The organism is Ruegeria sp. CDSB114, assembly GCF_059611025.1.
This window is the reverse complement of the sequence record NZ_JBXWOT010000004.1, coordinates 149,355-162,945: the sequence shown is the minus strand read 5'-3', so window position 1 is coordinate 162,945 and position 13,591 is coordinate 149,355. Positions and strand designations below refer to the sequence as shown.

Annotated in this window: 12 protein-coding genes and 1 pseudogene; 10 read left to right on the top strand and 3 right to left on the bottom strand. The window is 54.0% G+C overall.

From position 1 onward, the window contains the following. The first annotated feature begins 15 nt into the window (after nucleotides 1-15). The 5 genes and pseudogenes from phnA to AC2FIP_RS12170 form a co-directional block, all read left to right on the top strand. The gene (gene phnA, locus AC2FIP_RS12190; protein WP_142637684.1) at nucleotides 16-1,260 is read left to right on the top strand and encodes a phosphonoacetate hydrolase; all 1,245 of its coding nucleotides are present in this window, start codon (nucleotides 16-18) and stop codon (nucleotides 1,258-1,260) included. A gap of 3 nt (nucleotides 1,261-1,263) precedes the next feature. After that, nucleotides 1,264-2,727, top strand: coding sequence for a phosphonoacetaldehyde dehydrogenase (gene phnY, locus AC2FIP_RS12185; protein WP_496749319.1), 1,464 nt, complete (start codon nucleotides 1,264-1,266; stop codon nucleotides 2,725-2,727). 107 nt (nucleotides 2,728-2,834) lie between these two features. Continuing rightward, entirely contained in the window at nucleotides 2,835-4,187 is a 1,353-nt protein-coding gene (pbfA, locus tag AC2FIP_RS12180) for a (R)-1-hydroxy-2-aminoethylphosphonate ammonia-lyase (RefSeq protein WP_496696665.1), read from the top strand. Between the two features lie 304 nt (nucleotides 4,188-4,491). Then, complete coding sequence (locus AC2FIP_RS12175) at nucleotides 4,492-6,156, top strand: Na/Pi cotransporter family protein (RefSeq protein ID WP_496694035.1); 1,665 nt, start codon at nucleotides 4,492-4,494, stop codon at nucleotides 6,154-6,156. Nucleotides 6,157-6,344: 188 nt separating this feature from the next. Further along, nucleotides 6,345-6,775 (top strand): annotated as a pseudogene (locus AC2FIP_RS12170) (DDE-type integrase/transposase/recombinase); the annotation flags it as partial. A gap of 82 nt (nucleotides 6,776-6,857) precedes the next feature. On the opposite strand, the gene AC2FIP_RS12165 reads toward AC2FIP_RS12170, so the two are convergent. Continuing rightward, nucleotides 6,858-8,426, bottom strand: a complete 1,569-nt coding sequence (locus AC2FIP_RS12165) for a trimethylamine methyltransferase family protein (RefSeq protein ID WP_496786601.1) — start codon at nucleotides 8,424-8,426, stop codon at nucleotides 6,858-6,860. A 102-nt stretch (nucleotides 8,427-8,528) separates the two neighbouring features. On the opposite strand from AC2FIP_RS12165, the gene AC2FIP_RS12160 reads away from it, so the two are divergent. From AC2FIP_RS12160 to AC2FIP_RS12150, 3 genes are all read left to right on the top strand, one after another. Beyond that, nucleotides 8,529-9,401 carry a LysR substrate-binding domain-containing protein gene (locus AC2FIP_RS12160; protein WP_496786599.1) on the top strand — a complete coding sequence of 291 codons (873 nt, stop codon included), beginning with the start codon at nucleotides 8,529-8,531 and terminating at the stop codon, nucleotides 9,399-9,401. A gap of 71 nt (nucleotides 9,402-9,472) precedes the next feature. Next, complete coding sequence (locus AC2FIP_RS12155) at nucleotides 9,473-10,012, top strand: dihydrofolate reductase family protein (RefSeq protein WP_496786598.1); 540 nt, start codon at nucleotides 9,473-9,475, stop codon at nucleotides 10,010-10,012. Continuing rightward, nucleotides 10,009-10,581 carry a TetR/AcrR family transcriptional regulator gene (locus AC2FIP_RS12150; protein ID WP_496786597.1) on the top strand — a complete coding sequence of 191 codons (573 nt, stop codon included), beginning with the start codon at nucleotides 10,009-10,011 and terminating at the stop codon, nucleotides 10,579-10,581. The genes AC2FIP_RS12155 and AC2FIP_RS12150 overlap by 4 nt, the downstream gene beginning before the upstream one ends. A 251-nt stretch (nucleotides 10,582-10,832) precedes the next feature. Here the strand turns inward: AC2FIP_RS12150 and AC2FIP_RS12145 are convergent, their stop codons facing one another. Continuing rightward, a complete protein-coding gene (locus AC2FIP_RS12145) occupies nucleotides 10,833-11,525 on the bottom strand; it encodes an MOSC domain-containing protein (protein ID WP_496786595.1) in 693 nt (230 codons plus the stop codon). Further along, nucleotides 11,522-12,067, bottom strand: coding sequence for a MarR family winged helix-turn-helix transcriptional regulator (locus AC2FIP_RS12140; protein WP_496786593.1), 546 nt, complete (start codon nucleotides 12,065-12,067; stop codon nucleotides 11,522-11,524). The genes AC2FIP_RS12145 and AC2FIP_RS12140 overlap by 4 nt, the downstream gene beginning before the upstream one ends. An 86-nt stretch (nucleotides 12,068-12,153) precedes the next feature. Here AC2FIP_RS12140 and AC2FIP_RS12135 point away from each other — a divergent pair, with 86 nt between their 5' ends. Together AC2FIP_RS12135 and AC2FIP_RS12130 are read left to right on the top strand one after the other, a co-directional pair. Next, nucleotides 12,154-12,903: a hypothetical protein gene (locus tag AC2FIP_RS12135; protein ID WP_496786592.1), complete on the top strand. Its 750-nt coding sequence runs from the start codon at nucleotides 12,154-12,156 to the stop codon at nucleotides 12,901-12,903. A gap of 58 nt (nucleotides 12,904-12,961) precedes the next feature. Further along, on the top strand, nucleotides 12,962-13,486 hold the full coding sequence (locus tag AC2FIP_RS12130) for a redoxin domain-containing protein (RefSeq protein ID WP_496786590.1): 525 nt from the start codon (nucleotides 12,962-12,964) through the stop codon (nucleotides 13,484-13,486). Nucleotides 13,487-13,591: the final 105 nt, after the last annotated feature.

Below are 13,591 nucleotides of genomic sequence, written 5' to 3'. Positions count from 1 at the left end.
CAAGGAACAAACCAAATGACCATCCACACCCCTGTTGAAGCCAACGAGCGTGTCTACCCGATGCCCAAAGTGCCCGCCATTGCCATCTGCCTTGACGGCTGTGAGCCAGAATACCTGGACAAAGCTATTGCTGACGGTCTGATGCCGACTCTCAAGCGAATGCGCGAAACCGGCACTGACCGGCTGGCCCACTCGGTGATCCCGTCGTTTACCAACCCTAACAACCTCAGCATTGCGACTGGCCGTCCGCCTATCGTGCACGGCATCTGTGGAAACTATCTGATTGATCCGGACAGTGGTGAAGAAGTGATGATGAACGATGTGCGCTTTTTGCGTGCACCGACCGTGTTCAAGCAGTTCTATGACGCTGGCGCCAAGGTTGCCATAGTCACCGCGAAGGACAAGCTGCGCGCGTTGTTGGGGGCGGGTCTAAAGTTCGACGACGACCGGGCCAAATGTTTCTCTGCGGAAAAGTCCGACACGTCGACCCAGGCTGAGCATGGTCAGGAGAAAGCAAGCGCATGGTTGGGCATGGCCCAACCCGAGGTCTATTCGGCAGAGTTGTCCGAGTTTGTCTTTGCTGCGGGTGTCAAATTGCTGAAAGAGTGGAAACCAGATGTGATGTATCTGACCACCACCGACTACGTGCAGCACAAATACGCACCCGATCAGGCCGAGGCCAAGGCATTCTATGAGATGTTTGACAAATATCTGACCGAACTGGACGCCATGGGCGCTGCCATCGTGGTCACCGCCGACCACGGCATGAAGCCCAAGCACCACGCCGATGGCTCGCCCAGCGTGGTATATGTGCAGGATCTGGTGGATGAATGGCTGGGCAAGGACGCGGCCCGTGTCATCTTGCCGATCACGGACCCCTATGTGGTGCACCACGGCGCACTCGGGTCGTTTGCCACCTGCTATCTGCCCGAAGACGCGGATCGCAGCGACATCATCGGCAAACTGAAAGCAACAGCCGGCATCACCCACGTGTTGACCAAGGAAGAAGCGATCAAGCGTTTTGAACTGCCCGGTGACCGCATTGGTGATATTGTGATGGTCTCGGGTGAGAACATCTGTATCGGCACCTCTGAAGACCGCCACGATCTGGCCGCTCTCAACGAGCCGCTGCGCAGCCACGGTGGACTGACCGAGCAGGAAGTTCCTTTCATCGTAAACCGGGTTATCGACTTGGGGACTGCGCCCGAGTTGCGCAATTTTGATGCGTTTTTCTATGCAACCACAGCGGCGGCGCAGTAATCCATGAAAGATCAAACCATGTCGAAAATCGAAATCCGCAATGAAGGAATGCGCATCGGGGGCGAGATCGTCTTTACCGACGAAACGGTGCCGGTTCTGTACCCATACACAAACGAGATTGTCGGGCATGTACCCGCCGGCAAGGCAGAACATGCGCGCAAAGCGTTCGAAGTCGCGGCGAATTACACTCCAAAGCTCACACGGTATGAGCGCAGCCAGATCCTGCAGCGTGCGGGCGAGTTGATTGGTGAACGTCGTGAATACCTTGCCAAATGGCTGACGTTGGAACTGGGTATCTGTCACCAGCATGCGATTTATGAGACCAAGCGTGCGCAAGATGTCTATCAGTTCGCCGCCGCTGAGGCGATGAAGGATGATGGTGAGATCTTTTCATGCGACCTGACCCATAATGGCAAAGATCGAAAAATATTCACCATGCGCGAGCCGGTGAATGCGATTTCGGCAATCACACCATTCAATCATCCACTTAACATGGTCAGCCACAAGATCGCGCCATCAATCGCGACCAACAACTGCATGGTGTGTAAGCCGACGGAACTGACGCCACTGACGGCGCTGACATTAGCTGACATCCTCTACGACGCGGGTCTACCACCCGAGATGTTCCAAGTGGTTACCGGCTGGCCAGGTGACATTGGCGATGAGATGATCACCAATGACAACATCGACATCATCACATTCACCGGCGGCGTGCCGGTGGGTAAGATGATCGCCGAAAAAGGCGTTTACAAGCGGCAAGCTCTGGAACTGGGGGGCAATGACCCTCTGATCGTTTTGAACGATCTTTCTGACGCGGACCTTGAGAAGGCCGCGACCATTGCTGTGGCAGGCGCCACCGGCAATTCGGGTCAGCGCTGCACTGCGATCAAACGTATTCTGGTGCAAGAAAGCGTGGCCGACAAGTTTGTGCCATTGGTTCTGGAAAAGGCGAAGAAGATCAAGTTCGGCGACCCACAAGACCCCGAGACCGAACTGGGCTGTGTCATCCATGACAAGGCAGCTGAACTATTCGAAAAACGCGTTTACATGGCCGAGGCCGACGGCGCAGAAATCCTCTATCATCCGGGCCGTCAGGGCGCACTACTGCCGCCCATCGTGGTCGATAAGGTCCCCCATGACAGCGAGCTGGTGATGGAAGAAACCTTTGGCCCGATTGTGCCCATCGTTCGGGTTCCGGACAATGACGACGAGGTGATGCGTATTTCGAACGGTACCGAATTCGGCCTCAGCTCAGGCGTCTGTACGAACGACTTGAACCGTGCGATTGCCTTTATCAACGGTCTGAACGTGGGCACCTGCAACATTTGGGAACAACCCGGATACCGTATCGAGATGTCCCCCTTCGGAGGCATCAAGGACAGCGGTAATGGGGTTAAAGAAGGTGTCATCGAGGCAATGAAGTTTTTTACTAACGTAAAAACTTACTCGCTGCCCTGGCCACGCTAGTTTTTGTGCCCCGACCCGACCCGGGTCGGGGCACCACAAGTTCCTCCCTGGTACTGGCGGACTTTGCGAGGTCCGCATTTTTTCACAAGCGGCGTTGAGGAAAAAGCATGTCACAAATCGTCCACACGGAAGGCGAATCCAATACTTCCAGCGCGCGAAAAGCATGGATGAAGGAATCTATAGGGCCTAAATCTTCACCCTTGCTGAAACGCGACGCTAACGCGTTTCTCCACCAGTCACTGTCCTCGCCATGCGTTAGCACCATTGCCAAAGCTGAGGGGATTTGGGTCGAAGACCTGGACGGCCGCCGTTACATGGATTTCCATGGCAATTCAGTGCATCATATCGGTTACGGACATCCCCGTTTGATCACCGCGATCAAGGCGCAACTGGATGACCTGTCTTTCGCACCCCGTCGCTTCACCAATGATCCCGCGGTTGAATTGGCCGAAAAGCTCGCCGAAATCGCGCCAGACGACCTTGGGAAAATGCTGTTTACGACCGGCGGCTCTGATGCAAACGAGGTCGCTCTCAAGATAGCGCGCGCTGCCACCGGTCGGTTCAAAACAATTAGCTTCTGGGATGCCTTCCACGGTGCCGGTTTTGGCGCCGCAAGCGTCGGCGGCGAGGCGACATTTCGCAGCCATATAGCCGGCCCGCTTCTCCCGGGTGCAGAGCACGTGGCACCTTTTGCCTGTTACCGATGCCCGTACAATCACGCCGGCCCAGATACCTGTGGGTTGGCTTGTGCAAAAATGGTCGAGTTCGTTCTAGAACGCGAGGGAGACGTAGCTGCGGTCATCGCTGAGCCTATGCGCGCGGTGCCTTATGTGCCGCCACCGGGCTTCTGGAAAGCTGTGCGGGAGGCATGTAATCGTCACGGGGCTCTCTTGATCATGGACGAGATTCCCACGGGGCTTGGAAAGACCGGCAAGATGTTTGCCTTTGAGCATGACGAGATTATCCCTGACATCGTCACCTTGGGTAAGGCACTTGGCGGAGGCATCCTGCCGATTGCAGCTTGTATCGCGCGATCCAAACTGGACGTCTGCGGAGACTTTGCCATTGGACATTATACACACGAAAAAAACCCGGTGACTGCACGCGCCGCGCTTACCACAATACAAATCATCGAAGATGAGGGGTTGGTTGACCGGGCGGCTGAGTTGGGCGAGCACGCTATGGATCGTCTGATGGGCGAGCTTCAGAATATCCCGATCGTGGGTGACATTCGCGGCCGTGGTCTGATGTTTGGTGTCGAAATTGTCGATGACCGTGCCGACAAGACACCTGGAAATGCACGAGCCGAGCGGATCTATTATGCTTGTTTGGAAGCTGGCCTAAGCTACAAAATCAGTCAGGGATGTGTGCTTACATTGTCACCGCCGCTAACGATCACGCGCAAGGATCTCGACTGTGCAATCGACATTGTTGTCAACGCGATTAAGGACGAATGTTGATCTTTGTGGCCATACCTTTAGAGCAAAACACGCCGTTGCTCTGTCTGCTTCCAGGAAAACAGTGGTCAATGGACGTGGAGATCAATTCTCAGTTATGGCGCCAAGGGCCATTGCCTACCGCCAAGAAAGTGAATGCGTTTTCCCGGTGGAACAGGCGCGTCCGATTTATTTCAGCAAACTCGGGCGCTGAGCGTTTTATCGAAATTACTCGGCCGCAAAATCACCGGGTCGGTCTCCGGTCGTTGGTTGGCAAGATTGCAGCGCACCCTGTTATTCCAAGCAAACCGTGGGAGTGAGGTAGAGCATGGCGATAGTCAGCTTTTTAATCAGCCTTGCTGGCGCGACGATGTTGCTGCTTTTTGCAGTTCGAATGGTACGCACTGGAATTGAGCGCAGCTATGGAGCGTCGTTCCAGCGCGTTTTGACGCGACAGCACAGTTACCTGCAGGCCTCACTTGTGGGTCTGATGATGGCGGTTGTACTGCAAAGTTCGGCGGCAGTGGCGCTGTTGACCTCTGGGTTTGCTGCCAGTGGAATGTTGAGTTTTCCTGCCGGTCTGGCGATTGTGCTCGGAGGCGATCTGGGTTCAGCACTGATCATCCAGATTCTTACGTTCCGGTTGGACTGGCTTATTCCAATGCTGCTGGCGATTGGAGGCTATCTATTCGTCAAGACCGAAGCCAAAAAAGCCCGACAACTAGGGCGCATTCTGATGGGCGTTGCCTTTATCCTGATCTCACTTCGGTTCCTTCGTGAGGCGATGGACCCAATTCGGGACAGTGCATTTTTACCCGCAGTGGCGGATTACTTGTCGCGCGACTATATCACTGCATTTCTTGTCGGGAGTGCCTTAGCCTTCGTCATGCATTCCTCGGTAGCGGCCATCCTTATGTGTGTGACACTTGTGCAAATTGGAGCGATCCCATTTGCCGCCGGAATGTCTTTGGTTTTTGGCGCGAACTTTGGCTCGGCCTTCATTCCGGTATGGCTAACCCGAGGAATGCCAGTGACTGCCCGACGAATACCCTATGCAAATTTGGCGCTGCGAGGCAGTTGGGCGTTGGCTAGTTTGTTTGCAGCAAATTTTGCCCTACGAACCGGGCTTTTGGGCGACCCGCAAGGGGGGCAAATGCTAGTCAACGTGCATCTTGCTTTCAACCTGTCGCTTTTGGTTTTAGCCCTTCCGTTTTGTGGACACTGGCAGAACTTGCTCGAAAGGCTCTTGCCAGACCAGCAGAAAGTACAGAAGTCGCAACCCGCACAACCGGTCAGCGCATTGGACATGGAAGACGTGGCAAATCCCAATCAGGCCTTGCCGAGCCTCAAGCGTGAGCTGCTGCGGATGAGCGATCTTCTCGAAACCATGTTCCGTCCTGCTCTTGAACTTTACCGCAGCGGAGACAAAGAACAGATCCGGTCAGTTCAGGCCATTGACGAGGACGTAAACCGGTGCCTCTCGGGTATTCGAGCCTTCGTCGCCGCGATACCCCCTGAGCTATATGAAAAACACGATGCTAAAACCGCGCGCGACCTTATGGAGTTTGCGATCAGGCTTGAAACGGCGGGTGACGTTGTCGCCAAACGCCTGACTGTATTGGCCGGTGAAATGCGGGCCAAAGGCTCAAGCTTTTCGCAAGATGGCTGGTCCGAACTTGTTCAGATGCATGAAGGTATTCTTGCAAACATGAAACTGGCATCAAATGTACTTGTTTCAGACGATCTGGAAAGCGCCCGGCTTCTCAGCCTTGAGAAAACCGAAATCAAACGCGTGGAACGTGAAAGCCGCAAGCGTCACCTGCGCCGGTTGCAGCATGGAACAACGGAAAGCTTCGAAACCAGTGATATTCATCTAGAGACATTGCGGGCTTTCCGGGAGTTCAACAGTCATATTGCATCGATTGCTTACCCGGTCCTTTACCAGAACGGTCAACTTCTAGAGACACGATTGATCAACGAAATTGCTGAATAGGCCCGAGCCGGTCTCAATGCGAAGACAAGAAAAGCGCGAGAACAAAGGCGACTGGAAACACCGAAGTGAGTTCGTTCTCGAAATCAAATTTTGAAATTGTTCAGTGTCTTCAAAAACCTGAGCCCAGCACTGCGCATAGAAAGTTATTTCAGATCAGAAGAACCGGTTTCACCTACGCTGAATTTTGCTGGCTCTGGCGGACGGTAGATGCAGACGGCGTTTTACTCGACATTCTGGTGCAAACGCAACGGAACGCCAAAGTGGCCAAGCCATTTCTGAGGCGATTGATAGACCGATTTGGTCAGCCGCGCGTTGTCATTACCGACATACTACGCAGCCATATCAAATCAATCTGCGATTTGGCTCCGAATGCCAACCTCCAGGTGCACAAGGGTCTAAGTAACCGGATTGAAGGATCCCACCAATCAACCCGAAAACGCGAAAAGATCATCGGTCCCGACAAGTCACTCTGGCAGACTCAGAGATTTCTGGTTGCCCATGACCAGATCACCATCAGCTCCCGTCTCCCCGCTATCAACTTACTTCAGCTTTATACCACCATGCCCGATCAGATGCCTTCCAGTTTTGGATCAGCTATGCCCGCGAAATGTCCTCCTGACGACATAGGCGCCGACGTTCTTCAATCTTGCTCAAGTAAGTTGGCAATCCCGGCAGAGTTCTTAGGTATTGGGTATTCCGTTCTAGTACCATTCATCCGGCATTCGCGCTTTGCGCTCTGACACGAAGTCTTCAAGCGCGGCTTGTATGCCGGGTTTCATTTCAGGACGCTGGTAATCGTTCAACATCTGATGCCACCGCGCGGTGGCGCGTTGATCTGACGTGAGAGCACCATTTTCAGACCAGGTCTCGAATGGCCCTGCGTCAGAAATTTGTGGCTCATAATTTGCTGCCGCATAGTGGCGCAGCGTGTGTTTGGTCGACAGGAAATTTTCGCCCGGGCCCGTTTCAAAATAGGCATCACTGCCAAAGGCCTCTTCATCCGTTTCGAAGCCCTGCAGCAGTTTCAGCATCGCGCCACAGTGGTCGAGATCCATGATGAATTTCTCGTAGGACATCACAAGCCCACCTTCGAGCCAGCCTGCCGCATGCCAGACCTGATGGGCTCCGGACAAAAGCGTGGACCACATGGCACCGGTGCTGTCCTGCATCGCTTGCCCATCTGGCGCATTGGAGGCGGTGATCTGCCCACCGCCAGAGCGCACAGGTACGCCAAGCCTTCGTCCCAATTGTGTCAGCGCCATCGTGGTCATGTTCGCCTCGGGCGATCCAAAGGTTAGAGCGCCCGTGCGCAAGTTCATTGTGGAGTGGAACGAGCCGAACACCACCGGACAACCGGGGCGCACCAGTTGCGCAAGCGCAATGCCAACCATCGCTTCTGCCAGAGTTTGCGCCGCCACCGCCGCCGGCGAAAGCGGCCCCATGGCACCCGCGAAAATCGCAGGGGAGACGCAGACACATTGGCCTGCCTCCGCATAGATACGCAGAGCCGTCGACATGGTATCATCATAAATCAATGGCGAATTGACGTTGATATTGGCCTGCATCACCGCGTGGTGCTCCATGAAGTCGCGTCCAAAGACGAGGCGTGCCATCTCGATACTGTCACGCACGCGCTCGGGTGCCGTAACAGAGCCCATAAAGGGCTTGGTTGAGAGTGTCAGATGCGCCAGCATCATGTCCAAATGCCGTTTATTCACCGGCACATCTGTCGGCTCGACAACCGTGCCGCCGGAATGATGCAAGGCAGCCGCACTGTAGGCCAGTTTGACGAAATTGCGGAAATCCTTCAGCGTCGAATATCGTCGGCCCTTCACCAGATCGCTGACAAAGGGAGAGCCGTATCCCGGCATCAGCACAACGTTGTCACCGCCAAGTGTCACCGTTCTGACCGGGTCTCGGCCATGCAACTGAAATTCACCTGGGGCCGTAGCACAAAGCGCACGGACATGACCCGGTTCAAACCGCACGCGTTCGCCATCGATGCGGGCACCCGTTTGGGCGAAGTGATCCAGTGCCGTTCGATCCCCCCGAAACTCGACGCCAATATTGCTTAGAATCCAGTCGGCTTGATCTTCGATCCGGGCCAATACCGTTTCACTTAGTAGATTGTATGCAGGTATCCTGCGACCCGTGAACGGTGTGCTCTCAGAAGGGGCAATACTACGGGCCAAGCGGCGTCTGCGCGCGCGGCCGCGGTGCCCCGCCGGTGTCGGTGTTTCTGCTATTGCGTTCAACGAGTCCAACGTCATTTCATCGCTCCACGAGCTTGAATGCTGTTGTCGACCTTAAAAACATGTTTGAAAATCGAAAAAAACTACTCTTAGCGTTTAGAAAATTTGTACACTAAGAATATGAGTACCCGATTTCATCACCATGACTTACTCAGGCTATTTGCTGAGATTGCTCGTTATTCCAGCTTCTCGACGGCAGCATCGGCGCTCAACATGACAAAGGGCGCCATCAGCTATCAGATCAAAACGCTTGAAGCCGATCTTGGAATGATCCTGTTCCAGCGCACATCGCGTGGTGTCACACTCACTGGTGAAGGATTAAAACTGCTCGCGATCTGTCAGACCCGATACGAAGAAATCGAAGCTGAAATTCATGCGTTAAAGGGGATTTCAACGCGTTCTCTAACCGTTGGGGTCTCGACCTATTTCGCTGCGCGCTGGCTGTCGCCACGCCTGATGTCATTCATGCAAAGCCACCCGGACGTACAGATTCGCATTCAACCGATGATCGAGTTTTCACAAGCTGAGATGCAGGATGTGGATCTTGCAATCAGGTGGGGTAACGGGAATTGGATCGGCGGCACCGTTACTCCGTTCATGCCCATGCCGCCCTATCCTGTGGGTGACCGGGCGGCAGCTGACCTAGTGATAGAGTTAGGAATGAAAGAGGCAATATCGCATCTTACGCTACTGAGAGATCGTGATGACAGCAACGCCTGGTCTGATTGGCTGAACGTCGCAAAGCTTCCCCGACAATCAAGGAGAGATGCGCTAATCGTTCCTGACCCAAATGTCCGGGCGCAAGCAGTCATCGACGGACAGGGAATAGCTTTGATGGATGATCTGGTTCGGGACGATCTAAATGCTGAAAGACTGTTTCGGTTGTCGGAAACCGATCTGCCCGACTATGGGTATTTTTTGGTTCAACCGTATAGCTCCGCTCCAACCGGCGCAGTACAGTCCTTCTCGGACTGGATTCTGGGTCAATCGTAGCAGTCATTCCCCTTGAGTATCCTCAGAGCCATTATTATACGGCATATAAATAAATTATAGGGACCCAGAGGATGCCCACAGGACATATCATGATGGCAATGAGCCTAGACGGTTTTGTCGCAAGGCCAGATCACAGGCTGGACTGGTTGGAAAAGCAACCCACTGCAGACGAAGATCACGGGTTTGCCGCGTTTCAGAGTAGCGTCGACGTGATCGTGATGGGGTCCGGATCGTACCGGACAGTTCTGGGATTTGGAGAGTGGCCTTACACGAAACCGGTGGTGGTTCTCAGTCGCTCAATGAAACCCTCAGGCATTCCAGATGAACTGCGCGATCGAGTTGAAGTTTCAGACAAAACACCCACTGATTTGATGGAGGATTTTGGCGCGCGTGATTACAATCGAGTTTATGTGGATGGCGGTGCAATCATCCAATCCTTCTTCAAAGCCGGGCTGATTGAGGACATGCGGATTACCTTGGTTCCCATTCTGATCGGTGAAGGCATTCGGATCTTTGGTGAAACAGAAGGTGACGTTGATCTGGAATTGGTTTCGGTTAGCAGCTTTTCCTCCGGTCTGGTAGATCTCGATTACAGACTGAAAACCAGGTGACGAAAGCTTCTCCACCAGGGCGACCGTCAAAGGCTGCACAGCGCCTTTCGAAGCAAGTGATCCTGCAGGCCGCATTGCCGATCGTCCAAAGCAAAGGTGTTGATGCGCTATCGTTTCGCATACTTGCCGATCAGCTTGACGTCACTCCGATGGCCGTGACCTATCACGCAGGTAGCAAGAAGCAACTATTGTCCGATCTGGCGGAACTTGCCTTTGCAGGCGTCTTGGATGGAGTGAATGGTGGCAACCCGGTCAAACGCGCCCGCTGCATTATGGCGGCTTACTATGGTTGCGCTTTGAAGAACGCCAATCTACTCCGTGCAATCCTAGACGATGTAACGCTCATGAGCGCGGACCTCATGAACGTGGCCGAGGAATTAAAGGTCAGCACGGACCAACTCGAATACAGCGATGGCGGTGATGTTCTTGTTCACGTGCTGATCGACTATGCACATGGGTTTGTGCTCTCAGCCTCGAGCGGAGAAGACAATCCCCTGACAATAGACGATTTTCTGCGGGGGGTTGACTGGATTCTTGCGCAAGCGGCGGGTGACTTCGCGGAGACGTGATATGAAAACATGCCCATCAGAGGGTGTCCTCAAGCAATGAGCAGTTTGCGTCATTCAATTCTGACCCTAACGTCAAGTATTTCAGCCCCAAGGCTACTAACTTTCATCGAGGCTGAGGCTTATGTCTCAAATGAGTTCGGTTTGCCAAAGGACTGATAGTAGGCGGTTAGCTGCTTTCGTGTTCTCGATTGTTTTCGGCTCGAGGAAGGTGCGTTATCGCCGACCACGGCTTAAATGCTTCATACGATGCCTCAGGCACCTAGCCTCGCCGATGTATCCTCTATGGCGTTGCCTTCCGCCATTCGGCAGAACGCTTGTCGCCAACCTTGAGCCAGTTCTTTCATCTGAGACAACACCTCTGCATCTTCTGGCAGAATGCGACGAGTCAACCTTGCACGTGTGACGGCCAATACAGACCAATTGGGATTTAACCTTTCAACCAAGGTGATCCGATCACCGGCGCCAACTTCACCCGGTTCCAGGACACGGTAGTACCATCCGGTTCGGCCCGTCTTCTGAAACTGGTAAGGCATTTCCTTGCGTCCCGTATGTAGCCCAAGTTTCCAGCACGGTTGCCGTCCCTGGCTAATTTGAACTACCGCCGTCCCGAGTGACAGGATGTCGCCGATGCAGAGGTTTTCCTCGGTCAGTCCCGTCGTAGAAATGTTCTCGCCAAACGCCGCTGGCACTGTGCCGGGTGCCATTAGGTCCTCTGCTTGCCAAGCCGAATAGTGATCAAAATCATAATGATGGATGGCTTTGTCTTCGCCTCCATGCACGGTCAGGTCCGCCTGAGCGTCCCCGGAAAATCCAAGCAAGGTAATGGCTTGCCGCCCACCCACCCGGTCTTTTTGAATAGCAGACGGTGGTTTACCTTCCCAGCAATCTCTGATGGATCCAAGAAAAATGCCGTCGATGTTTACCGACAGTTCCGGATGGCTCATCTAGCTTCCTCGTGCTCAATGCAGATCTTGTCTTTGTCGCCGGATTCCAATGAAACACCCAACAATTTGCAAAAACCGTTTTTAGTCGTGGCATCATGATGAGTGCAGGATTTGCATTGACCGAACGATCGGCCTCCATTTGCGGCCAAAGCCAGACTGAGGCTTTGCATCAGACCCTGTTCAAGCATGGCTTGGTTTTCTACGGGCATATCTCCAATTGCCTGTGCAACAGGGTTCGGCTGACGTACAATTTTGACCCCTTCCTTGGTCAGGTCATAAGAGATCGACCGTTGATCAAGCTCTTTGCGATGCTCTTCTACATAGCCCTTGCGCGTCAAAGCCTTGAGCGTCTGTGACATCGTTCCACGGGTTGTTCCGATGTATTCTGCAACATGCGACGGCGAGCGCGAGAACATGTTCGCCTCTGCGAGGTATTCCAGCGCCATCCTCTGAGTCGGGTTCAAATCTCCTGCCCACCCTTCGGAAGCATCGATCCGGGCCAGACGGTTGATCAGTGTGCGTATGCGGTGGTCTGTGTTCATAACACTTTTAGTAGCGAGTCGAAATTATAGTTGCAATGCATTTCTCACTATAGTAGCGACTCGATATTATTTGATTGGAGACACTCATGAAACTCTCAATGCTCACTTCCACTTTGGCGCTGGTCATCGGAGGCACGGCTCTTGCAGATGGGAACCATGCCATCCATCAAGATGGCGCCATCATATCTTCGGCAGACGCCAGTAAAGTCGCGGACTTTGACATTCTGGCCGCGCATGCGCATCGCAATGGAAACACGGTCACTTTTCACATGACAACGAATGGGACGGCTGGCGCTTCGGTTCCAGCGGCAACCGGAGAGGTCGGTGGATCAGACGTCTGGTCATATGTCTGGCCTACTTCTTTGGACCCTTCAGCTGTTGGGTTCGAAGGCGGCACAGGTATCCTTGCAATGGCTGCAACCAGTCATCCTGATTTTGATGACACACCGCTTTTCGACGAGAACGGCGACGGAGATCCGGCGAATGACGGCATCGAATGGCACAGCCACTGGGTTGTGTTGACCCCGACCGAAGCGTGCGGGCCCGACGCGCTTGCCGTGCGTGACATCCCCGAGGGTTCCTCGCCCAAGCTACCTGCGACATGGCCTGGGTTTCCGATCTTTCTAGACAGCCCTGGATTTACGCCCTTGTTCGACGGCCCTGAAATCTCGGTGAACGCAGGCTTCGCCAGCGATGTGGAGTTGGATGGCGTGGCTTACGATGGTGTCACCTCGGCCTTGCGTGTGAACGCTAATATCCATGCGCCCTTGCTGTGCGTCACAGATGTCTTCGACGTCGCATCCGGCGAACTGAGCCTGCCGGGCAAGCTTCACTAACATTCGATTGCGCAGCCGCCGAACCCACGGCGGCTGCCTGCTACTGAGGACGAGGAAAATGCAAGCACCAGAGTTAGACGTCAGGGAATGGTTCAACACAGACACACCCCTAACCCTAGATAACCTAAAAGGACGGGTTGTCGTCATTGAGGCCTTTCAAATGCTGTGCCCAGGATGTGTCCTGCACGGTATTCCCTTGGCGCAGTCGATTCAGAGGACGTTTTCTGAAGAGAAGGTAGCCGTAATTGGCCTGCACACCGTGTTCGAGCATCACAACGCTATGACACCGGTGTCTTTGCAAGCTTTCCTGCATGAATATCGCATCACGTTCCCTGTCGGCGTGGACAAACAGGGCGCAGGACCATTGCCAAACACTATGTCTCGCTTTGGCATGCGCGGCACACCAAGCCTTGTCTTGTTGGATCAGTCGGGACGGATCGTTGTGCATCACCTTGGACAGGTCTCAGAACTGCAGTTGGGGTCTGAGATTGGCAGTCTTCTGACACGAGGGGCCGCATCGGTCACAAGCAATCCCGCCACCGTCAATCAAAACGAAGGCGCATCAGGTAGCTGCAATGTGTGAGCCGGCCAATGCGCCCGCGTATGGAAACCGTCTTTCCCCAAGGTCGTCGCCAAAAGGCTGTTTAGCCACACGCAGCGACGGAATACCCGATCACACCAAACGGTG